Origin of the sequence: Leucobacter sp. HNU (genome assembly GCF_047946755.1) — a bacterium.
GTDB lineage: Bacteria > Actinomycetota > Actinomycetes > Actinomycetales > Microbacteriaceae > Leucobacter.
Genome location: NZ_CP178837.1, coordinates 2,724,545 through 2,746,665, shown reverse-complemented (window position 1 = coordinate 2,746,665; position 22,121 = coordinate 2,724,545). Strand labels below are relative to the sequence as shown.

General features: G+C 72.7%; 19 protein-coding genes, 1 tRNA gene and 1 pseudogene. 17 read left to right on the top strand and 4 right to left on the bottom strand.

The window, feature by feature from the left end:
- The first annotated feature begins 2 nt into the window (after positions 1-2).
- From AB3K78_RS13435 to AB3K78_RS13355, 17 genes are all read left to right on the top strand, one after another.
- Positions 3-635 (top strand): IMPACT family protein, encoded by a 633-nt coding sequence (locus AB3K78_RS13435; RefSeq protein WP_416444021.1) that lies wholly within the window; start codon positions 3-5, stop codon positions 633-635.
- Between the two features lie 142 nt (positions 636-777).
- The gene (locus tag AB3K78_RS13430; protein WP_416444019.1) at positions 778-1,878 is read left to right on the top strand and encodes a sensor histidine kinase; all 1,101 of its coding nucleotides are present in this window, start codon (positions 778-780) and stop codon (positions 1,876-1,878) included.
- The gene (locus AB3K78_RS13425; protein WP_416444017.1) at positions 1,818-2,189 is read left to right on the top strand and encodes a hypothetical protein; all 372 of its coding nucleotides are present in this window, start codon (positions 1,818-1,820) and stop codon (positions 2,187-2,189) included. The genes AB3K78_RS13430 and AB3K78_RS13425 overlap by 61 nt, the downstream gene beginning before the upstream one ends.
- Positions 2,186-2,893: a response regulator transcription factor gene (locus AB3K78_RS13420; protein WP_416444015.1), complete on the top strand. Its 708-nt coding sequence runs from the start codon at positions 2,186-2,188 to the stop codon at positions 2,891-2,893. Before AB3K78_RS13425 ends, AB3K78_RS13420 begins: the two co-directional genes overlap by 4 nt.
- Positions 2,894-2,970: 77 nt before the next feature.
- Positions 2,971-4,116 carry a DNA polymerase III subunit delta' gene (locus tag AB3K78_RS13415; RefSeq protein WP_416444013.1) on the top strand — a complete coding sequence of 382 codons (1,146 nt, stop codon included), beginning with the start codon at positions 2,971-2,973 and terminating at the stop codon, positions 4,114-4,116.
- Positions 4,117-4,148: 32 nt separating this feature from the next.
- Positions 4,149-5,675 (top strand): alpha/beta hydrolase, encoded by a 1,527-nt coding sequence (locus tag AB3K78_RS13410; RefSeq protein ID WP_416444011.1) that lies wholly within the window; start codon positions 4,149-4,151, stop codon positions 5,673-5,675.
- Between the two features lie 451 nt (positions 5,676-6,126).
- A tRNA-Thr gene (locus tag AB3K78_RS13405) sits at positions 6,127-6,198 on the top strand.
- 442 nt (positions 6,199-6,640) lie between these two features.
- Entirely contained in the window at positions 6,641-8,119 is a 1,479-nt protein-coding gene (locus AB3K78_RS13400; protein ID WP_416444009.1) for an MFS transporter, read from the top strand.
- Between the two features lie 51 nt (positions 8,120-8,170).
- Entirely contained in the window at positions 8,171-9,373 is a 1,203-nt protein-coding gene (locus AB3K78_RS13395; protein ID WP_416444007.1) for a M20 metallopeptidase family protein, read from the top strand.
- Between the two features lie 160 nt (positions 9,374-9,533).
- Complete coding sequence (locus AB3K78_RS13390) at positions 9,534-9,800, top strand: hypothetical protein (RefSeq protein ID WP_416444005.1); 267 nt, start codon at positions 9,534-9,536, stop codon at positions 9,798-9,800.
- Positions 9,797-11,254, top strand: a complete 1,458-nt coding sequence (locus AB3K78_RS13385) for a sodium:solute symporter family protein (RefSeq protein ID WP_416444003.1) — start codon at positions 9,797-9,799, stop codon at positions 11,252-11,254. Before AB3K78_RS13390 ends, AB3K78_RS13385 begins: the two co-directional genes overlap by 4 nt.
- Before the next feature lie 37 nt (positions 11,255-11,291).
- Positions 11,292-11,987, top strand: a complete 696-nt coding sequence (locus AB3K78_RS13380) for a GntR family transcriptional regulator (protein ID WP_416444001.1) — start codon at positions 11,292-11,294, stop codon at positions 11,985-11,987.
- A gap of 1,297 nt (positions 11,988-13,284) precedes the next feature.
- Positions 13,285-14,151: an Ig-like domain-containing protein gene (locus tag AB3K78_RS13375; RefSeq protein ID WP_416443999.1), complete on the top strand. Its 867-nt coding sequence runs from the start codon at positions 13,285-13,287 to the stop codon at positions 14,149-14,151.
- Between the two features lie 232 nt (positions 14,152-14,383).
- Positions 14,384-15,055, top strand: coding sequence for a GntR family transcriptional regulator (locus AB3K78_RS13370; protein ID WP_416443997.1), 672 nt, complete (start codon positions 14,384-14,386; stop codon positions 15,053-15,055).
- 126 nt (positions 15,056-15,181) lie between these two features.
- A complete protein-coding gene (locus AB3K78_RS13365) occupies positions 15,182-15,739 on the top strand; it encodes a GNAT family N-acetyltransferase (protein ID WP_416443995.1) in 558 nt (185 codons plus the stop codon).
- 272 nt (positions 15,740-16,011) lie between these two features.
- On the top strand, positions 16,012-17,679 hold the full coding sequence (locus AB3K78_RS13360) for a polysaccharide deacetylase family protein (RefSeq protein ID WP_416443994.1): 1,668 nt from the start codon (positions 16,012-16,014) through the stop codon (positions 17,677-17,679).
- Positions 17,676-18,266, top strand: coding sequence for a hypothetical protein (locus tag AB3K78_RS13355; RefSeq protein ID WP_416443992.1), 591 nt, complete (start codon positions 17,676-17,678; stop codon positions 18,264-18,266). The genes AB3K78_RS13360 and AB3K78_RS13355 overlap by 4 nt, the downstream gene beginning before the upstream one ends.
- Before the next feature lie 106 nt (positions 18,267-18,372).
- Here AB3K78_RS13355 and ribH read toward each other — a convergent pair.
- The 4 genes and pseudogenes from ribH to ribD all read right to left on the bottom strand — a co-directional run bounded on the left by ribH (position 18,373) and on the right by ribD (position 21,954).
- Positions 18,373-18,863: pseudogene (gene ribH / locus AB3K78_RS13350) on the bottom strand (6,7-dimethyl-8-ribityllumazine synthase).
- Complete coding sequence (gene ribA, locus AB3K78_RS13345) at positions 18,860-20,137, bottom strand: GTP cyclohydrolase II (protein ID WP_416443990.1); 1,278 nt, start codon at positions 20,135-20,137, stop codon at positions 18,860-18,862. The pseudogene ribH and the gene ribA overlap by 4 nt, the downstream one beginning before the upstream one ends.
- 4 nt (positions 20,138-20,141) lie before the next feature.
- Positions 20,142-20,837, bottom strand: coding sequence for a riboflavin synthase (locus AB3K78_RS13340; protein WP_416443988.1), 696 nt, complete (start codon positions 20,835-20,837; stop codon positions 20,142-20,144).
- Position 20,838: 1 nt separating this feature from the next.
- Positions 20,839-21,954 carry a bifunctional diaminohydroxyphosphoribosylaminopyrimidine deaminase/5-amino-6-(5-phosphoribosylamino)uracil reductase RibD gene (gene ribD, locus AB3K78_RS13335; protein ID WP_416443986.1) on the bottom strand — a complete coding sequence of 372 codons (1,116 nt, stop codon included), beginning with the start codon at positions 21,952-21,954 and terminating at the stop codon, positions 20,839-20,841.
- Positions 21,955-22,121: the final 167 nt, after the last annotated feature.

Sequence of the window (22,121 nt, the reverse complement as noted above, 5' to 3'; positions counted from 1 at the left end):
GGGTGAGCGAGATCCGAGACACGGTACGGCGGCCCGTCGACGTCGAGATCGAGATCTCCCGGTCCCGGTTCCTCACCCGTCTGGAGCGCGTCGGCGACGAGGACGCCGCGCGCGAGGTCATCGCCGCGGCGCGTTCCGCCCATCCGAGGGCTCGGCATCACTGCAGCGCGTTCGTGCTCGGCCACGATGGCCGGACGCGTCGGTCGAACGACGACGGCGAGCCGGGCGGCACGGCCGGGGCCCCCATGCTCGAGGCTCTCGTCTCCGCCGGCCTGAGCGATGTGGTCGCGGTGGTCACCCGCTACTTCGGGGGAGTCCTGCTCGGGGCGGGCGGCCTGACGCGGGCCTACCGGGCCGCGGTGGCGGAGGCGGTCGCGGCAGCGGAGCGGGTGCCGCGCGCGGTCCGCCTGCCCGTCGAGGTGGAGGCGGGCTACGACCTCGCACCGCAGCTCGAGGCGGAGGCCCGGCGCATGGGGATCGCGATCGGCGCGGCGGAATACGGCGAGCGGGTGCGGGTGCGGCTGCTGCCCGCGGAGGATCAGCTGCCCGCGCTGCGTGCTGCGATCGCCGAACTGAGCTCGGGCGCGCTCGAGCCGGTGGTCGGCGAGGCGCTCGTCGTCGACCTGCCGGGCTGATGCCGATGTCCGGCGGATCGCGCGTTCGGGGTCGTGCTCTCGGTCGCACCTCCGGGGGACCATGCGCACGGTACCGCGGTGCGATGCGCCGCGCGGCGACGCTGCATAGGCTGAGTGCCAACACCGATCACCCCGGAGCCGCATGACCTTCCCACCCCCGCCCGTCCCGCAGAGCCCGCCGCCCGCGCGGCAGGGAACGGATCCGCGGGCTGCCGCCTCCGAACTGAAGCTGCCGCGCGAACCGGGCGTGATCCGCCGCTGGCTCGCGGCGCACCCGCTCGCGGTCGACATCTTCATCGCGGGCAGCTACCTGTTCGGCAACGGCAGCCTTGCGCTGCTCTCGTGGATCTCCTCGATGGCCGGTTCCCCGTTCCTGCCGGAGGAGCCGCCGCTCGTCGCGCTCGTGGTGCTGCTCTCGCTCGTGCGCACCGTGGTCGTGTGCGCCGCGCTGATCCTGCGGCGCCGCTATCCGCTGCTCGGCACCATCGCGGTCGCCCTCTGCTGCTTCGGCGACGACACCATATTGCTCACGGGGAATGTGGTCGCGCTCATGTTCCTGCTCTACGCGGTGCCGGTCTACCGGAGCGTGCGCGCCGGCTGGGCCGCGTACGGGATCGCGCTGCTGCCGACGGCCCTGCCGATGCTCATCTCGGGCACCATCAAGCGGGAGTCCGACACCGTGGCCGGGTTCCTCATCGTGTCGCTGGGGATCCTCGCCGTGCTCATGCTCGGCATCAACCTCGGGAATCGGCGCCGTTACCTGCGTGCCATCATCGATCGCGCGCACCAGCTCGCGCGGGAGCGCGACCAGCTCGCGCGGCTCGCGGTGGCGGAGGAGCGCTCGCGGATCGCGCGGGACATGCACGACATCGTGGCGCATTCCGTCTCGGTCATGATCGCGCTCTCGGAGGGCGCGGCGCGAGCCGCGGAGGTCGCACCCGAGGCGGCGAGCGACGCCATGCGGCGCAGCGCCGAGACCGGGCGTACGGCGCTCGCCGAGATGCGCCGTCTGCTCGGCGCGCTGCAGGAGGGGACGACGGACCGGCGGCCCGAGCGCCCCAGCCGGGCGTCGCCGAGATCCCCGAACTCGTGCAGAGCTTCCGGGACGCGGGGCTCACGGTGCGGCTGTCCGAGAAGGGCACGCCGTCGGGCGACCGCGGCCAGGAGGTCGCGGTGTACCGGGTGGTGCAGGAGAGCCTCACCAACGCGCTGCGGCACGCCGGGGGCGCGGCGGTCGACGTGACGCTGGCGCACGACCGGGCAGCGACCTCGGTGGAGGTGCGCAACGGCCCGAGGCTCTCGGGCAACGCGGCTCCGGATCCGGGCCTCGGCGGCGTGGGCAGCGGTCGCGGTCTGCGCGGGATCGCCGAGCGCGTCCGCGTGTTCGGCGGCGAGTTCTCGGCGGGCCCCGCCGACAGCGGCGGCTGGGTCGTGCGCGCCGTGGTGCCCGCAGGGCTCGGGCAGCACACCGCTCCGCTCGTGATCCAGCAGCCGGGTGCGTCGCAGCCGCTCGACCGGGATACGGTTGAGGGGAACGAAGGGAGCGCTCCGTGAGCGATGAGATCCGGATCCTGCTGGTCGACGACCAGGAACTGATCCGCACGGGCTTCCGTCTGGTGCTGCTCGCCGAACCCGAGATGACCGTGGTGGGCGAGGCCGGCGACGGGCGCGCGGCGCTCACCGAGCTGCGGGCGTCGGGCGGCGCCTGCGACGTCGTGCTCATGGACGTGCGCATGGCGGGCATGGACGGCATCGAGGCGACCGCGGCGATCGTGCGCGAGTTCCCGAGCGTGCGCGTGCTGGTGCTCACCACCTTCGACCTCGACGAATATGCCGCAGCGGCGATACGGGCGGGGGCGAGCGGGTTCCTTCTGAAGGACGCGCGGCCGACGGAGCTCGCCGACGCGATCCGCCGTGTGCACTCGGGCGACGCCGTGATGGCGCCGGGCGTGACCAAGCGGCTGCTCGAACGCATGTCGAACGACGCCGCGGCGGACCCCTGGGGCGGAGCGGCAGCCGCGGCGGGCGCGCCGGGCGGAGGCGTCCCCGCGGCGCGGGCCGACGCGCTCGACGTGCTCACCGAGCGCGAGCGCGAGGTGTTCGCGCTGATCGCCGAGGGGCGCAACAACGCCGAGATCGGCGGAGCACTGTTCCTGTCGGAATCGACGGTCAAGACCCACGTCGGACGCATCCTCGCGAAGCTCGAGCTGCGGGACCGCGTGCACGCGGTGATCCTCGCGAAGGATCTCGGCGTCTGAGCCCCGGGTCGCGCGTCGGCCGCTCGCAGGGGGTTCTCCCGGCCGCGATGTCGGTACCCCGCGATAGCCTGATGGGCATGGAGTTCTGGGACGAGATCGTGGGTCAGCCGGCCGCCGTGGGCGTGCTCGAACGCGCCGCGGCTCCCGAGGTCGTCCCGGCGCACGCCTGGTTGATCACGGGCCCGCCCGGCTCGGGCCGGTCCAACCTCGCACTGCGCTTCGCCGCAGCGCTCATCGCGCGCGACCCCGCCGACCGCGACCACGTCTACGCGCAGGTCGCGGCTCGCACCCACCCCGACGTGGCGGTGCTGTCGACCGAGCGGGTCATCATTCCCATCGAAGACGTGCGCAAGCTGATCCCCACCGCCTACTACTCGCCCAGCGAGGGCCGGTTCCGGGTCATCGTCATCGAGGACGCCGATCGCATGAGCGAGCACGCCTCCAACGTGCTGCTCAAGGCGCTGGAGGAGCCGCCGGAGCGCACCGTGTGGGTGCTCTGCGCCCCGAGCGAGGCGGACCTGCTGCCCACCATCCGATCCCGCGCGCGCTCCCTGCGCCTCGTCACCCCGCAACCCGATCAGGTCGCGCAGATGCTGCAGGCCCGCGACGGCATCCCGTTCGAGACGGCGGAACGCGCGGCGCGGCTCGCGCAGAGCCACATCGGCATGGCGCGGCGCCTGGCCACCGACGCCGAGGCGCTGGCGCGGCGCACCAGCACCATCGAACTCGCGCTCGGCGTCTCGACCCTCGGCGAGGGCATGGCCGCGGCCGCGGCGCTGCTCAAGGTCGCCGACGCCGACGCCAAGGCGTTGACCGAGTCGCTCGACGAGCGCGAGCGCGAGGAGGCGCTGCGCAACCTCGGCGTCGCACCCGGTGCCGCCGTGCCGCCGCAGCTGCGGGCACAGGTGCGCGCGCTCGAAGAAGACCAGAAGCGCCGGGCCACCCGCGGCCTCCGCGACGGTATCGACCGGATCCTCACCGATCTGCTCTCCCTCTACCGCGACGTGCTGCTCGTCGGCATGGGCTCGGGCAGCGAGCTCATCAACGTCGAGCACGGGCGCGCCATCGCCGAGCTCGCCGAGCGCTGGCCCGTCGCCCGCACGCTCGGCGTCGTCGCCGGCATCGAGCAGGCGCGCGATCGACTGGCCCGGGGCGTCACGCCCGGCCTCGTGCTCGAGGCGCTGTTCTCGCGCATCGCCGTCGACATCGAGGGCCTGCGGTGAGGCACGGGCGCGCACGGCGCGCGATCACCGGCGTGCTCGCCGCTGCATGCGCGGTCGTGCTCGCGGGCTGCTCGCTGCTGCCCGGCCTGGGAACGCAGGCGCAGCCCGAGCAGCGGTCGGGCAGCCTGCCGCTGCCCGCCAAGCCCGCGGGCACCGTCGAGGGGTTCGGCGCGCAGCAGCCGAAGTGGCAGAGCTGCGGCAAGTCGCTCGAGTGCGCCGATGTGTACGCTCCGCTCGACTGGGCGAAGCCCGGGGGCGAGCGCATCACGCTGCGGCTCATCAAGCACCGCGCCACGGGCGGCGACCGGCTCGGCACCCTGTTCCTCAATCCCGGCGGGCCGGGCGCCTCGGGCGTCGGCCAGATCACGGGCAATCTGCAGGGGGCGACGTCCGACGCGCTGCGGGCGCAGTACGACATCGTGAGCTGGGATCCGCGGGGCGTCAGCGCCTCCTCGCCCGTCCGCTGCCTCACCGATCGCGAGACCGACGAGCGCCTGTACGGCCTCGACCCCGAGGCCGACCTGCCCGAGGGCAGCGACGAATGGATCGCTGCCGCGAACGCCGAGGTGCGCAAATACGGCGAGGCCTGCCAGAAGCGCACCGGGGCCCTGCTCGGGCACGTCGACACGGGATCCACCATTCAGGACCTCGACATGCTCCGCGCCATCGTCGGCGACCCGAAGCTCAACTACCTCGGGTACTCCTACGGCACGTACATCGGCGCCCGCTACGCCGATCGCTATCCCGAGAAGGTGGGGCGCCTGGTGCTCGACGGCGCCATGGACCCGACCGCGAGCCTCGCGGAGGTGGTGTACGCCCAGACCCTCGGCTTCGAGGCGTCGCTGCGCGCCTACGTCTCGGACTGCCTCGGTACGCGCGGCTGCCCCTTCACGGGCGGCGTCGACGCGGGCATGCGCCAGATCGGGCGGGTGCTGCAACAGGTCGACGAGAAGCCGCTCAAGGGGGCCGACGGGCGCTGGGTGACGGTCGGCACGCTCATCACGGCGATCATCACGCCGCTGTACTCGCAGGAGTCCTGGCCCTACTTGAACGACCTGTTCACCCAGGTGCCCCAGGGCGACGCGACGGTCGCGCTGCAACTCGCCGACTTCTACAACGACCGCGTCGACGGCAAGTACCAGAGCAACTCGTCCGACGCGTTCTCGGCGATCAACTGCCTCGACTACCCGCGCGACCAGGACCCGGCGACCATGCGCCGCGAGGCCGCCGAACTCGCCGCCGCCGCGCCCACCATCGGCAAGTACCAGGGCTACAGCGGGGTCTCGTGCGGCGGGTGGCCGTTCGAGCCCGTCGGGGACCGCAGCGCGGTGCGCGCGGCCGGGGCGGCGCCGATCATGGTCGTCGGCACCACGGGCGATCCGGCGACGCCCTACCGGTGGGCGCAGTCGCTCGCGAAGCAGCTCGAGAGCGGGACGCTCGTCACCTTCACCGGCGAGGGGCACACCGCCTACGGCACGGGCAACGCGTGTATCACGCGCACGGTCGACGACTATCTGCTGCGCGGCAGGGTGCCGTCGAGCGACCCGCGGTGCTCTTGAGCCCTGGGCTGCGGTGCTCCTGAACGCGGGGCTGTGACGCCGGGCGTTGGATGCTGGGCGGTGACGCCGGACGCTGGGCTGCGGCGCGGGTTCCGGAGGGGCCGGGTATGACTGAGTCGGGCCTGAGCTTGGGCAGGCCTGGGTTGCGCCAGGCCGGGCCCGGCCCGGTACGGGGGCGGAGATGCGCCGAACCGTGTGCCTCGCTCCCGCCCCGTTGCGTCGCGTTGGCGCCTGCGACCCCCTCCGAGTGGCGTCAAACCGCGGCTACCGCGCTGGTTATGCCTGCTTTGGCGCCACTCGATGAGCTCCGCCCGGTTCGGCGAGCTCCGCCACTCCGCTCGACGGGCTCGTCTACCGGAGCCGCCGGACCTGTCCCACCCGGCGCGGTTGGTATCGGCGCCTCGCTCCGTGATAGGATCATCGACTGTGTGCTGAGCAAGTCTCGGCCCACGCCGCCTTAGCTCAGGGGTAGAGCAGTTCCCTCGTAAAGAACAGGTCGTCGGTTCAAATCCGACAGGCGGCTCCGACAGAAGCGGGCCGGATCCTCCGGCCCGCTTTTTCGTGCGCCCACGAGATCGGCTTTTCGGTCCTGTTTCTCCATCTGGCCCCGGCCCGACCCGGCCCGGGGCTCGGCCTGACCCGATCCGGCCCGACCAGACCCGGGGCCCGGCCTCGCCCTGCCGAAGGAGATTCGCGCTCAGAAGGAGAGATCACCCCGGGATGCTCCTGCTGAGCACGAATCTCCTGCTGAACGCGACAGGGGACCGGGCCGAGGCAGCGCGCACCGCACCGCACAGCCGGAGGCGGGTGACGCCGAGGGTGACAGGCGCCAGGGCCGACGCGCGCCGTGCCGTAGGTTCTCGGGAGGGCCCCGGTCCGGGCGGCGAAGACGACGCCGGCGGCTGGCGGCCCGCAGATCAGCAGGCGCGCGTGCGCGACGCGCAGAGCGGGAGGACCGATCCACCGTGAACGCATCACCGGCGCCAGATCCGCCCATCACCGGTGCCGTCGCCCGCCGGGTCGTGGGCTTCCTCGTCTTCTGCGAACTCGCGAGCGGATTCACGCAGGGCTTCTACCCGCCGCTGCTCAAGGACCTCGCCGCGCACCTGGCGGTGACCGACGCCGACATCACCTGGTTCCTCACGGTGCAGAGCCTCGCGGCTGCCGTGTGCGTGCCGCTGCTGTCGAAGCTGGGCGACCTCTTCGGGCACCGCCGTCTGCTGCGCATCGCGGTGGTGTCGGTGCTGGTCGGCACGCTCGTCACGGCGCTCGTGCCCAGCTACCCGCTCGTGCTGATCGGCCGTGTGCTCGTCGGGCCGCTCTCGGTGTGGCTGCCGCTCGAGATCGCGCTCGTGCACGGTCGCATCTCGGGGCACTCGGCGCGCCGGGCGATCGGCCTGCTGGTCACGTTCCTCATGGGCGGCGCGATCCTCGGCACCTTCACGGCGGGCGGCATCTCGGTGTTCTCGCCCGACCTCACGCTGACGATGCTCGTACCCGTGGCACTGGTGCTCGTCTCGATGCTCGTGGTGTTCCGGCTCGTCCCCGAATCTCCGGGGCGCACCGCGACGAAGATCGACTTCGTCGGGTTCGCGGGGATCGCGGTGTTCATGATCGCGGCGCTCGTCGGGCTGCGGGGCGCGGGCGATGCCGGTTTCTTCGCTCCGGCCGCGCTGATCCCGCTGCTGGTCGCGGTCGTCGTGTTCGTCGGCTGGGTGCTGTGGGAGCTGCGCACCCCGTCGCCCGCGGTCGACGTGCGACTGGTCGCGTCCCGGCGCATGGGACCGATCTATCTCGCGGGGCTCTGCTTCGGGATGGTGACGTTCGGCGGGCAGGCGCAGATCGCCACGTTCATGGGGTCCAGCCCGGCCCGCGAGGGGTACGGCTTCGACGCCACGGCCGGCACCATCGCGCTCGTGATCGGCGCGATCACGATCCTCTCGACGGTCGGGGCCGCGATGTTCAGCGTGCTGACGGCGCGCATCGGGATCCGCACGGTGCTGCTCGCGGGCGCGGCGCTCGCGGGGGCCGGGAACCTCCTGGTGCTCCCCCTGCACGGATCGTTCGGCGGCTACCTGCTCGCCGCGGTCGTGCAGGGCCTCGGCTACGGGCTGCTGCTGGGCGCGCTGCCCGCGCTGCTCGCCGAGTTGGCGCCGTCCGGATCCACGGGGATCGCCGCGGGGGTCTACAACTCGCTGCGCACCCTCGGCGGGGCGCTCGCCGGGGCGATCTTCGCGGCGATACTGGGTGCGTCGATCGCCGAGGGCTCCGGCGTCGTCCGGATCGGCGGCTACTCCGGCATCTGGGTCTGCTGCGGTGCGGCGTTCGTCGTGTGCTTCGTCGCACTGCTCCTCGTGCCGCGCGAGACCCCGGCGACGCGCGCGAGCGTCGAGCACGCGGACGCCGAGCCCGACTCCCGCCCGAAACCCACCACCGATCAGTAGCCCGCACGCGGCGCCCCGCACGGGCGCGCTGCGTCTCTCGAAGGAGCCGCCATGTCCATTCCCGATTTCGCCGCCGAGGCGACCGCGATCCTGCCCGAGCTGCAGGCCCTGCGCCGTGAGCTGCACCGCGATCCGGAACTGGGGCTGCACCTGCCCGAGTCGCAGCGACGCGTGCTGCGCGCGCTGGAGCCGCTGGGGCTCGAGATCGCGCTCGGCGAGCGGTTGAGCTCGGTCGTCGCGGTGCTGCGCGGCGGCCGCCCCGGCCCGACGGTGCTGCTGCGCGGCGACATGGACGCGCTGCCGGTGGTCGAGGAGACCGGGCTCGACTTCGCGTCGGACACCGGGAACATGCACGCGTGCGGGCACGACCTGCACACCGCCGGCCTCGTGGGGGCCGCCCGCCTGCTCGCCGCGCATCGGGACCGGCTCGCCGGCGACGTGGTCTTCATGTTCCAGCCCGGCGAGGAGGGGCACGGCGGCGCGAAGATCATGCTCGAAGAAGGACTGCTCGAGGCGTCGGGCCGCATGCCGGTCGCGGCCTACGCGATCCACGTGGCGCCCGGCCCGTTCGGCGTGTTCGCGACCCGTTCCGGCGCGGCGGCGTCGGGCTCGAACGAGCTGACGATCACGGTGCGGGGCCGCGGCGGACACGGCTCGCAGCCGCACCAGGTGCTGGATCCGGTGCCGGTCGCGGCCGAGATCATGCTCGCGCTGCAGACCTTCGCGACCCGGCGCTTCGACGTGTTCGACCCGATCGTGCTGTCGGTGACGCAGCTGGAGGGCAGCGACGCCGTGAACGTGATCCCCGAGACGGCGACGCTGCATGCGACGGTGCGCACCCTGTCGGCGGCGTCGCGGCAGCGGGTGGCGGAGGAGGCGCCGCGGCTCGCCGAGCACATCGCGGCGGCGCACGGGCTCACGGCGGATGCGGTGTTCGACGAGCAGTATCCGGTGACGCTGAACGATCCCGACGCCACGGAGGAGGCGCTGGCCTGGCTGGGCGAGGCGTTCGGCGAGGCCCGAGTGCAGCGCATGCCGACGCCGAGCATGGGATCGGAGGACTTCTCGTACGTGCTCGACGAGGTGCCCGGCACGTTCCTGATGCTCGCCACGAGCCCGGCGGGCTCGGACCACGCCCGCGCCGAGTTCAACCACTCGCCGCGGGTGATCTTCGACGATGCGGTCCTGGGGGATCAGGCGGCAGCGCTCGCGACCCTCGCGTGGCGCAAGCTCGACTCGCTCGAGGCTCGCTGATCCGCCCCGCACCGCTCTTCGGCGACCGCTCCGGGTGACAGATCGGGTGCGCTCGTGTCACCCGCGGTCGATCCCGCGCTGCCGCTGTCTAGAATTTCAGCGCGGTCGTGCTCCGCACTGGTGGAGCAGGACGTCGCGACCGGCTCGGGGAGGAGTGGCGATGGGGCGACCGAGGCTGTTCACGCCGGGACGCGCGGCGATCGTTGCGGTGCCGATCCTGGGGTTCCTCGCGACGCCGTTCCTGCCGTTCGTGACGACGCCGACGCTGCTGGCCGGGATTCCGGCCGCGCTGCTGTGGACCGCGGCGATGTCGGTCCTCTCCGCCGCGGCGCTGCACCTCGTCGAGGCCCGGTACGTCAGGTCGGGCGGGCACGAGGCGGATGCCCGCGAAGCGGCCGAATCCGAGCGGGCGGCGGGCGAGCCGTGACGGTCTCGGCACTGGTGATCGCGGGCATCGTCGCGCTGGGAGCGATCGGGGTCACCGCGGGGCGGCAGCGGAGCTTCGCGCGCTGGGCGGTGGGCGGGCGGCGCAACTCCGCGTGGGTGTCGTGGTTCCTGCTGGCCGGCGAGGGCCTCACGACCTTCACCTTCCTCGGGCTGGCGGGGCTCGCCTACGGGGGCGGGGTGGGGGCGATGTTCGCGATCGCGTACCTCACCATCTCGTACCTCATCTTCTACTTCGCGGCGCCCCGGATCCGCGAGCTGGGGCTCGAGGCGGGCGCGCTCACCGTCGCGGACTTCTTCGCGGCGCGCTACCGGGCTCCCTGGCTCGGCCGCCTGGTGGCCGCGGTCGGCGCGCTGGCGCTGATCCCGTACCTGCAATTGCAGATCACCGGGCTCGGGCTCGTGGTCGAGCTCGCGACGGGCAGCACGGGCGCACGGGGGCTGAGCATGGTGGTCGCGAGCGCGCTGGTGGCGCTGTTCGTGATCTGGGCCGGGCTGCGCGGGGTGGCCCGGGTGGCGGTGGTGAAGGACGCGCTGATGGTGGTCGCCATGGCGGTGATCGTGGCGGGCCTCGCGATCGGCTTCGGCGGGATCCCGGAGGTGTTCTCCCGCGTGGCGCGCGAGGCGCCCGCGCTGCTGACCATGCGCGGCGGGGACATCGATCCGGTGTTCTTCCTCAGCGCGACCGTGGTCACCTCGATCGGCTCGGGGTTCTGCACGCTGCCGCATTTCTGGCCGATGGTGTTCGGTGCGAAGGACGGCGGGGCGCTGCGGCGCACGGCGATGTGGCAGCCGGTGTACCTGCTGCTCCTGCTCGTCCCGATCACGGTGGGCTTCGCCGGAGCGGTGCTGCTCGGCCCGGGCGAGGCCGGCAACGCGGTGCTGCTGCGCACGAGCGCGCTGCTGCTTCCCGAGTGGCTCGTGGGGGTGATCGCGGTGGGCGGGGCGGCGGCCGCGATGGTGCCCGCCGGCGGGATCCTCCTCGGGATCTCCACGCTCGTGACGCGGAACCTGCTGCCGAAGGTGCCGACGAAACGCCTCGGCGCCGTGAACGCCGCGACGATCCTCGCGGTGGTGCTCGCCGCGCTGCTGTTCGGGCTCGTGCGCTCCGACATCGGGGCGCTGCTGCTGCTCACCTACGGGTGCACGACGCAGTTCGCCCCGGCGATCGCGATCGCCCTGCTCGACCGGGTCCGGATCGGGGCGGGTGCGGTCGGCGCGGGCATCCTGGCGGGGTCCCTCACGGTCGTCGTGATCACCTTCGCCGGGATCCCCATCGGCAGTCTCGACTCGGGGCTCATCGGGCTCGTTCCGAACACGCTCGCGCTGCTCGGTGCCGAGGCGGTGCGCCGGGCGCGGCGCGACGGGCGCGGCGGTTCGCCCGCCGGGGCGCTGCCGGGGCCGGGGGCGTTGGGGAGACCGGGCACGGCCGAATAGGCCTATGCTATTCCTGTAACATGTCAGAGGAGGCGGAATGCCGGCACCGACCACGCGACGACCGGTCGTGAAGCGCCGCCTGCTCAAGGACGAGGCGCACGACGCGATCCAGGCCGCGATCCTCGACGGCACCTTCGCACCGGGCGAGAAGCTCGACGACAATGCGCTCACGCAGTGGCTCGGCATCTCCCGCTCGCCCATTCGCGAGGCGCTGAACCTGCTCGCCTCCGAGGGCTTCGTCGAGATCCAGGCGCAGAGCAGCACGTCGGTGGTGAGCCCCGATCCCGAGCAGGTGGAGCAGGACGCGCAGGCGTACGGAGCCGTCGTCGGCGGGGTGCTCCGGTTGACCCTGCCCGCGCTCTCGGCCGCTGAACGCGCGGAGGGCGTCGCGCTCATCGACGGGTGCCTGGCCGCGGTGCAGCGGAGGGATCGGCGCGGGTACATCGAGGCCGCGGGAGTGCACTTCTTCGAGTTCCTGCTCGGGCACTGCCCCAACCGCGTCGTCGCGGGGATCGCGCGCGGGGCGGTGCCGTCGCTCGTGTTCCGGATCCGGATCGCCTCGGAACTGCGGATCCCGAACGGGGAGTTGCTGCGCTCGGGCTGGACCCGGATGCGTGACGCGTTCGAGACGGCGGACCTGATGCTGGCGGATCGCTCCTTCGCCGAGCTGTATCGCATGCCCGTGCCGGGCGTCGAATGGACCCCGGCGCGGTGGGAGACGCCCGCGAAGTAGCCGGGGTCTGCGCCGGGCGGGGCGGAGTTGCGTGGGGCCGGGGGTCTGTGTGGGACGTTGCCCGCCTCGCACGGCGCAGCGGCGCGGTGACCCGGTGCGGGATCCCGCGTGGCCGGTGCCGGGCGGCTGATCCTGGGCGGCATGCGGCGGATGCCGGGCCGGTCTCAGCAATTGTCGGTGTGCGTTCGGCCGTGCGCGCTCGGCCGTGCGCGCTCGGCGGCGGTGCTCGGCGGTGCGTGCTCGGCCAAGGTGAGCGCGCAGGGTGCCGAATATCCCGAGCGAGGTGATGGCCGAATACGGGGAGCCCCGCTCGCGCGGTCGAGAGTGCAGTTGTGCATGGAATACCCGCGTGTTCCATGCACAACTGCACTCTCGACGGAGTCGGCTCCGGGTTTCGAGGCGCGGGGCGTGAGGGATCGACCGCTGGGCGGAGGCGGTCCTCAGCAGACGCAGCGAGGCCCGATGCGCCGGGCACGGAGCGCGAGATCGCGAGGTTGGGCGCCTGAATCGGCGTTTCGGGGGCGCGAAGTTGAACGAATCCTGATAGCACAAAAGTCGGCTTGACCTGGGAATTTCTGGCGGACTGACGTGGAGGGGCGACGGCGGAGAACATCCAACCTTGTACCGCTGACAGCTAACATGTTAATCTTCTAATCATTCAACCAGGGTCGGCCCAACCGGGGCCCGACCGGCCGAGTGAAGGAGCGGATGAATGCGAAAGATTGGCAAGGCGGCGGGCAGGCTCGCGGCGTTCGGCATGGCGGGCGCGCTCGCGATCGGCGGCCTCGTGGCGGCGGACGCGGCGACGGCGGCGCCGGCGAGTGCGGCGGAAAACAGTGGACGTCTGATTGGGCCTTGGGTATCTGACGGCGGTCTAACTATGCAATGGACGGTGAAGGGAAACGGTTCGGTCGGATGGGTACCCCACTCTTCCCTTGAGAGTGCGGTGGCGTCATCGCTGACAGGAGAATTTCCGGCGCTCGGAAGTGTTGGGCCGGTTATCGTGGGCGGAAAGTGCCTCACGGACAGCGCTGGCGTAGCAAAGATGCTCACCTGTAATGGCTCGGCGAGTCAGCAATTCGAGTTCGCCAAAGGGGGAATTAGTCCGCAGTCTCCTAGCGTTATCGAAAGGTATCCATATACGTTGAGGCTAGTAGGCACCGGCCGGTACCTGAATGCCCTGACTGCAGATCAGGTCTATATTTCCGCCGCGAGTAGCCACGGCGGGGCAGAGGGTGCCATCCTTTCGGTGCTGAAGACGTATGTAAAAGTCACCGTAAGCGGGCCCAGTGGCACCATGAACGACATGCGCCCCACCATCACCGGCACCGGCCAGCCTGGCGCAACCATCACCGTCACGGAGGGCGGCACGGTCCTCGGTACCACGACGGTCGGCACCGACGGCACCTGGTCGCTGACTCCCGCGCAGGACCTCTCGAACGGCCCGCACACTATCGTCGCCGAGCAGGACGTCAACGGCGTGAAGTCGACCGCCGAAGGATCCTTCGAGGTCCGGGTGATCGCCGAGCTCAACGTGACGGGCCCCACCTCGGGCGCCGTGGTCGACACCGCCAACCCGATCGTGTCGGGCACCGCCGAGCCGGGCGCGACTATCACCATCACCGACTCGAACGGCGCCGAGATCGGCACCGCGACCGCCGACGAGCACGGCAACTGGTCGACCGGTATCGGCACCCTGCCGAACGGCTCGCACGAGATCACCGTGACCGATTCCCACGGCGGTTCGCAGACCGTCGACTTCACCGTCGACCAGGCGGCCGACTTCGCCGAGCTCGTCGTGACGAGCCCCGCCCCCGAGAACGGCGCGAAGCCGACCGTGAACGAGAAGACCCCGACCGTGTCGGGCACCGCCGAGCCGGGCGCGACCATCACCGTCACCGACCAGAACGGCACCGTGATCGGCGAGGGCGTCGCCGACGAGAACGGCGACTGGGCCATCACCCTGCCCGAGCTCGAGAACGGCGAGCAGAAGATCACCGTGACCGACAACCACGGCGGCAGCGCCGAGGTCGAGTTCGTCGTCGCGACCGAGGGCGGCGACACCCCCATGACCGCCGGATCCCTCGCGGGCCTCATGCTCGCCGGAGCCGCGGGCGTCGGCCTCCTGATCCGCCGCCGCCAGCAGGCGAAGGCAGCGGCCTAGGCCGCGCACCGGTCCGGGCTCGTCACCCGGACCGGCTCCCGCCGGAGGGCGGGCGACGTCACCCACCACCCTCCACTCCCGCCTGCGGCTCGTGCGCCTTCCTCCTCCGGTGCGCACGGGCCGCAGGCGTATCCGCGCTGTGCCCGCCCCGAACCCGCACGGGATCGGCCCAGACCCGGACCCGGCCCCGACCCGCCCCGAACCCGTCCCGCTCCCGCAGAAGGACCCGCCGTTGCCCCGCACGTCAGCTCCCCGCAGCGCGCAGCCGAGACGCGCGCAGCCGAAGCCCTCCCAGAAGGAGCTCGTGCGCGACCACCTCCGCCGCGAGATCGTCACGGGCGCGCTCGCCCCCGGCAGCGACCTCAGCGAGGGCCGGGTCGCCGAGCTCTACGGCTACCCCGCGGCGTCCATCCGTACCGCGCTGCAGGCCCTCGAGCACGAAGGTCTCGTGATCGTGCGGCCCCGCGTCGGCACCACCGTGCACCCCGTCACCCCCGAGCGCACCGCGCACGCGCTGCACGCGCTCCGAGCGGTCGTCGAGACAGCGGTGCGGATCGCGCCGCCGCGCAGCCGTCCCGGGCGCCCCGATGCCCCGGGCACCGGTCCGCGCGTCCCCGGCGCTGCGGATGCGAGCGGGATCGCCGCGTTCCTCGACCTCTACACGGGCGCGGTCGAACGCAGCGAGAACGCCTACCTGCGCCGCTTCGCGAGCCAGCTCGCCGCTCACCTGCTCCAGGCCGCCTCCGCGCTGGCGACCTCCGGGTTCCACCACCCGGCCGCGACCGAGTACGCGCGCGCCGCCGAACGCGGCGACACCGCGACGATGCTCCGCAGCCTGCGCACCCACTTCGATCACGCGCACCGGCTGCTGGATCCGGCCCCGGTGGGCGCCGAGCCGGGGTGACCCGGCGGACGCGCCGACGGCCGAGCTCGCGGCCGACCCCGCGAGCCGACTCGGCGGGTGATCCCCGCGGGTGACAGATTCGCCGCGCGAGCGGATCCGTCCGCGGCGCCGTGCCACGATGGGGCCGTGCTGCACCGACTGCTGTATCCCGCCCGCCTCGACAGCGCGGCCGGGGCCCTCACCGTCCGCCGTGCGCAGCCCGACGACCTGACCGCGATGCGGCGGCTGCTCGCCTCCGACCCGGTCGCGGCGAACCGCTTCGACGATGCCCCGCCCGCGTCGGGGCGGATCCGCCGGGACGCGGCGGCCGAGCACCCCTATCTCGTCGGGTTCACCCGGATCCTGCTCGATCCCGGCAACGAACTCGTCGTCGCCGAAGACGCAGATTTCGCCGTGGTCGCCATGATGCAGCTGACCCTGATCCCCGGTTTCTCCCGTCGCGGCGCATCGCGCCTGCACCTGAGCGCCTTCCGCGTCGCGTCCGGTGCGGCGGCCGAGGCCCACGCCAGGGCCATGCTGGACTGGGCTCGGACCGCCGCCGCGAGGCTCGACGCGGCACTGGTGCAGACCGCGGTCGACGCCACCGGCGTCGACGCGCGGCGCACGCTCGAGGCCGCCGGGTTCACCGGCGCCGAGATCGGCTACCGCACCTCCGCGACCCCGGCATCGCTCGCGACCGCGTGACCGCGGCCCCGCGAGGCCGGGGCACCGGGTCACCGCGGCCCCGCGCCCCGCGAACCCGAGGCCTCGCGCACCGCGAGCTCTCGACCCCGAAGCCCCGCGCGACGCATTCCCGTCGCCCTCTCGCCGCACTGACCGCGAACGATCACGAGTCGGAAACATTCGGAGAATTCCAGGGTTCTAGATGCTGGAAACCGTCGGGGAATTGCTAATCTGCCGGAAATAGGAGAATTCGGTCGCGGCGAGCCCGCCGACAGCACGGCGGAGGGCGCGGAGTGGCAACAACCTGGCAGCGGCGCGGAGTCGCGCTCGCACTCGCGACCGCCCTGATCGCCGGCACCGCCGCCTGCGCGCGGGAGCCCGACGCCGGCTGGAAGCCGCCCGTCGCCCAGGGCCCCGGCGGCGTCTCGCTGCTCGCCACGGCGAAGAGCTCAGGGCAGAAGAGCGCGGGCGCCGGCAAAACCGATAAGAACTCCCCGCGCACCAAGAATGCCAATACCGTCGGCGCCGCGATTCCCGACCCGGCGAAGATCGGGATCGTCAGCGGGCGGATCCGCAACGACTCCCTGCCGATCCAGGCGCGCTACGTCTATCTGCCCGGGGTGCCGAAGTTCAACGAGCGTGTCAGCGAACTGCTGTGGACGGCGATCAAGGCGGCGGGCAAGCCCTACGCGCCGCAGGCGTTCCCCGTCGGGGCCGGCCTCGGTGCACGCGGCTGCGTCGACGGATCCACCGAGCGCACCCCGGCTGAACTGCTGCTCGACAAGGCCACCGGACCCGCGGGCGGATCCGGCACCGCGATCACCTGCAGCCTGCTCGGCGCCTTCGGCCCCTACGTCGGCGTGCGGTTCCGCACCGTCACCGGCACCGCCGAGACGCCGAAGCAGGGCGTGAAACCCGCCGACGCCCCGGCGAAGGTCGTCGCGGATCGCACCACCACGCTCTACGCCAACGTGCAGACCGGCGAGGTCTCCGACGACGCCACGCGCTGGCGCGAGGAGGCCCCCGCCGAGCTCTGGCGCGACACCGTCAGTGCGCTGCGCACCCGGCACGGCGGCCTGTCGAACGCCCCCGTCGCCGCACCGGGCAAGGCGCAGCTCGCGCTCGCGGCGGCCGCGCTCGAGGGCGCCGAGACCGCCGATGACGGCGGCCTCGACGTCACCTTCGGTCCCGGGGTCGCCGCCCCCGAACTCGCGGGTCTCGGCACGGACGCCACGAAGGATCAGACCTCCGTGCACGTCCCCGCGAAGACCGCGGAGAGCTGGGCCGCCCCCTCGGAGCAGCAGCGTCTCGCTGCCGCCGACCAGCCCTTCGTCGGGATGCCCGCCGGCAGCTGGACGGCGCCCGTCGACTGCACCCTGGTCCCCTGCGTCGCGGTCACCTACGACGACGGCCCTTCGAAGCACACCGGCGAACTGCTCGACACCCTGAAGAGCAAGCAGGCGCTCGCCACCTTCTTCATGCTCGGCAACGCGGCGAGCGGCAGCCCCGACCTCGTGCGCCGCGCTGCCGCCGAGGGCCAGGAGCTCGCCAGCCACACCATGACCCACCCCGACCTCACCACGCTGAGCCTCGCCGCCGCGTCGGCGCAGGTGAAGGACGCCGCAGCGATCATCGGAAAGCTGAGCGGCAGGGAGGTCACCATGTACCGGCCGCCCTACGGCGCCGTGAACGAGAAGGTGCTGCGAGCCGTCGGCTGGCCCGCGATCCTGTGGAGCGTCGACACGAACGACTGGCGGGAGCCCGGCCCCGATGCGCTCGTGCAGCGATCGGTGCCCGTGCTGGAACCCGGGGGGATCGTGCTGTTCCACGATACGCACGTCGATTCGGTCAAGACCGCGGGGCGCGTGATCGACGGGCTGCGCGACCGCGGCTTCACGCTCGCGACCGTGAGCCAGCTGTTCGACGGCAAGGTGCCCGCCGGAAGGGTGTCGTCGCGATGAGTACGGTGCAGACGAATCCGCGCGAGGTGATGCTCGCGCGCCGACGCCGGACGATGATCGCGGCCGGGATCCTCAGCAGCCTCCTCACGGTCGGACTGCTGCTGCTGGTGCTGCTGCCCGGGATCGGCACCCCGGGCGCCGCCGAAGCCGTCGACGGCACGCGACCCGTGGCGATCGGCGACCCGAAGGCGGCGACGATCGTGCCGGGTGCGGGCTGGGAGGTGACCGGTGCGGGCAGCGACGAAGTGCGGCTCGTGTCGCCGGATCACGGCCTCACCGTTCGCATCTCGCCCGCGCCGAGCGGCAAGCCCGCCGAGGTGCTCGCCGCCGAGCTGGGGGCGGATGCCGGAGCGGGGTCGGAGTCAGGGTCGGGAGCGGACAAGATCCGCACCGAGACGCTCGCCTCGAAGCTCGCGGTCGCGCATCTCGACTCCGCCACGCGCGTGAGCGCCGCGGTCGGCGACGATCGCCGCGCGGTGCTGCTGGGCGTGGAGCTGTCGGAGCCCGACGCGAAGCAGGCGAAGCGGGACCTCGCGTCCTACCGTCCGGCGCTCGTGGCGCTGGTCGAGTCGATCCGCCTGGGCTGACGCGCGCGCGAGATGACCCGTTCGCGGGTTATGGGCGCTCAAAACCCGCGAACGGGTCATCTCGATGAGGGGTGGGCGCGCGCCCGCGCCCGCGCCCCGCGGAACCCTACGCCGAGGCGAGCGCGCGCAGCGCCGCCGCGGAGTGCAGCGCGGCCTCGGCGGCCTCCTGCCCCTTCGACTCGGCCGAGCCGGGAAGACCCGAGCGGTCGATCGCCTGCTGCTCGCTGTCGGTCGTGAGCACGCCGAAGCCGACGGGCTTGCCCGAGTCGAGCTGCACGCGGGTGAGCCCGTCGGTGACCGAGTTCGCGACGAACTCGAAGTGGGGGTGCCGCCGCGGATGATCACGCCGAGCCCGACGACCGCGTCGAAGCCGCCACCGCCCTGCGAGGCGGGGCGCAGCGCGGCCTGCGCGATGAGCGGCAGCTCGAACGCGCCCGCCACGCGGATCAGCTCGAACGAGGCACCGGCCGCAGCGAGCGTGGCCTCGGCTCCGGCGATGAGCCCGGACATCACCTGCTCGTGCCAGCTGCCGGCCACGATCGCGACCCGCAGGCCCGTCGCGTCCACTGCCAGGTCGGGTGCTCCTGCGCCGCTCATGCGGATGCTCCGTTCGTGTCGGCCAGCACGCTCGATGCCGGCAGCTGATGGCCCATGCGATCCCGCTTGGTCTCGAGGTAGGCCGCGTTGGTCTCGTTCACGCCGACGACGAGCGGCACGCGCTCGGCGACGTCGACGCCCTGCCGCTCGAGCTGCGACACCTTGTCGGGGTTGTTGGTGAGCAGCCGGATCCCGCGCAGGCCCAGGTCGGCGACGATCTCGGCCGCAGCCGTGTAGTCGCGGGCGTCGGCGGGGAGCCCGAGCTGGAGGTTCGCGTCGAGCGTGTCGACCCCCTGCTCCTGCAGCTGGTAGGCGCGCAGCTTGTTGGCGAGGCCGATGCCGCGCCCCTCCTGGCCGCGCAGGTAGATCACCATGCCGCCCTGCTCGTGCACGAGGTCCATGGCGGCGCGCAGCTGCGGGCCGCACTCGCACTTGAGCGAGCCGAAGGCCTCGCCCGTGATGCACTCGGAGTGGACGCGCACGAGCGCGCCCTCCGCGGGCAGCGCCGGGGCGGTGCCCGCGGCGATGAGCGCGACGTGGTCGACGCCGGTGCGGCGGTCGCGGTACGCGCGCATGCGGAAGTCGCCGTGCTCGGTCGGTACGAGCGGGTCGGCGCGCAGGCTGACGCTGCGGTGCTCGAGCTCGGCCGCGGGGGCGCCCTGCGGGTCGTGCTCGTTCAGGTAGTCGATCAGGCGCTCGATGGTGGTGACGGGCACGTTCTCGCGCTCGCCCAGCTCGATGAGCCCGGGCAGGCGCATCATCTCGCCGTCCTCCGCGACGATCTCGCCGATCATGGCGACCTCGCGCAGACCCGCGAGACGCATGAGCTCGACCGAGGCCTCGGTGTGGCCGTCGCGTGCGCGCACGCCGCCGTCGACGGCGCGCAGTGGCAGCACGTGGCCGGGGCGCTTCACGTCGGTGGGCTTGCCATCGGGGTTCGCGAGCGCGCGCAGGGTGGTCGCCCGGTCGCTCGCGCTGATCCCCGTCGTGATGCCCTCGGCCGCGTCGACCGTGACGGTGTAGGCGGTGCCGCGGGCGTCCTCGTTGCGCTCCACCATCATGGGGAGATCGAGCTGGTCGGCGATCGCGTTGGTCATGGGCGCGCAGAGCAGGCCCGACGAGTGCTGCACCGACCACGCGACCCACTCGGGGGTGGCGAGCTCGGCCGACAGGATCACGTCGCCCTCGTTCTCACGGTTCTCGTTGTCGGCCACGATCACGGGCCGACCCTCGCGGAGTGCGGCGACCGCCGTCTCGATGCTGGCGATGGTCATTGCTTCAGTTTCCTTCGGTGGTGGACTGGGGGACCGCGGGCGCGTCGACGCTGCCGGTCAAGTCGAGGGCGCGGGGGTCGTCGGCGCCGGCGGTGAGGCCGAAGCGCAGCATGCGGGCGACGTGGCGCGCGAGGATGTCGGTCTCGACGTTCACACGGTCGCCGGGCTGCAGCGCGCCGAGGGTGGTGGCGACGAGGGTCTCGGGGATCAGGGACACCTCGAACCAGGGCTCGGGGTCTTCGGCGGGCGCGATGCTCGACACGGTGAGCGAGACGCCCGAGAGGGTCACGGAGCCCTTGTCGACGAGCAGCGGGGCGAGCTCGCGCGGCAGCGCGAAGCGCAGCACCCGCCAATTGTCCTCGGGCGTGACCGAGAGCAGCTGCGCGGTGCCGTCGACGTGGCCCTGCACGATGTGCCCGCCGAGGCGGCTGTCGACGCGCGCCGCGCGCTCCAGGTTGACGCGGTCGCCGACCGCGAGACCGCCCAGCGTCGACATGCGGATCGACTGCGCCATCACGTCGGCGGCGAAGGTGGCCTCGCCCTGATCGATCACGGTGAGGCACACGCCCGAGACCGAGATCGAGTCGCCGTGCCCGGCGTCCGAGGTGACCTTCTCGCCGCGGATCGTGAGTCGGAGCGAGTCGCCGACGGGCGAGATCTCGGTGATCTCGCCGATCTCTTCGATCAGTCCGGTGAACATGTCAGAGCACCTCCGTGCGGGGTTCGATGGTTGCGCGAATCAGCAGGTCGGGGCCGAGCACGATGCGCTCGGCGATGGCGAGGCGTCGGATCCCGCCCATGTTCGAGATGCCGAGGTCGCCGATGGCGTGGCGCGGCCCGCCGAGCAGCGCCGGGGCCACGTAGACGAGGAGCTCGTCGACGAGGTCGGCCGCGAGCAGCGCGCTCACCACGGTCGGGCCGCCCTCGACGAAGACGGATCCGATGCCGTACTCGGAGAGCGAGGCGAGGTCTGCGGCGAGGTGCTCGCCGTCGAGGCGGATCGGCGCGTTCAGACCGTGCGCTGCGAGTGCCGGGTGCGCGTCGATGCGGGCGCCGACGGGCGTCTCGCGATGGCCGAGCACGATCGGGATCGGCTGTGACGCCGCCGGGACCAGGAGCTCGCCCGCGGCGTCCCGCGCCGTGAGCGAGGGGTCGTCGGCGAGCAGCGTGCCGGTGCCCACGAGGATCGCGTCGGCCGCCGCCCGGCGCCGATGCACGTCGGCGCGGGCCGCGGGGCCCGTGATCCACTGGCTGCTGCCGTCGGCCGCGGCGGCGCGACCGTCGAGGGTCTGCGCCCACTTCGCGATGACGCGCGGGCGGCGGGACCGCACGAGCGGCGCGGATCCCTCGGCTTCGAGCCGCGCGCGCTCCTGCGCCGCGAGCCAGTCCTCGACCGAGGCGCGCACCTCGCCCGCGAGCAGGCCGCCGCGCACGTCGACGCCCGCGGCCCGCAGCGTCTCGGCACCGCCGGCCGACGCGTCGCCCGGATCGTCGAGACCGTAGGCGACGGCACCGACGCCCGCCTCGATCAGCGCGCGCGCGCAGGGTCCGGTGCGGCCCGTGTGGTTGCAGGGTTCGAGCGACACGACCGCCGTCAGCTCGCCGGCCCGGCTGCGCCACTCGGCGGGCAGGTGCGCGAGCGCGTCGACCTCGGCGTGCGCCGTGCCGCTGCCGCGGTGCCAGCCCTCGGCCACGATGCGGCCCTCGGAATCGAGCAGCACGCACCCGACGCGGGGATTGAGATCGCCCGCCGGCCCGCGCCCGGCGAGGTCGAGCGTGCGCCTCATGGCGCTGCTCAGCAGCTCGTCACCCAGCATTCCGTCTCGTTTCTCGGGTGCCGGGAATTGGGATCGCCTGCGCAGCGGCAGGTGCCCTCGTTCCTTCCATCCGGACTCGGGCGCGCAGTCGAACTGCCGCCCATCACCGTCGGTACCGGAATTCCACCGGTTCAGCCCCGCGAATGCGGGGGTCGCGGACTCTCACC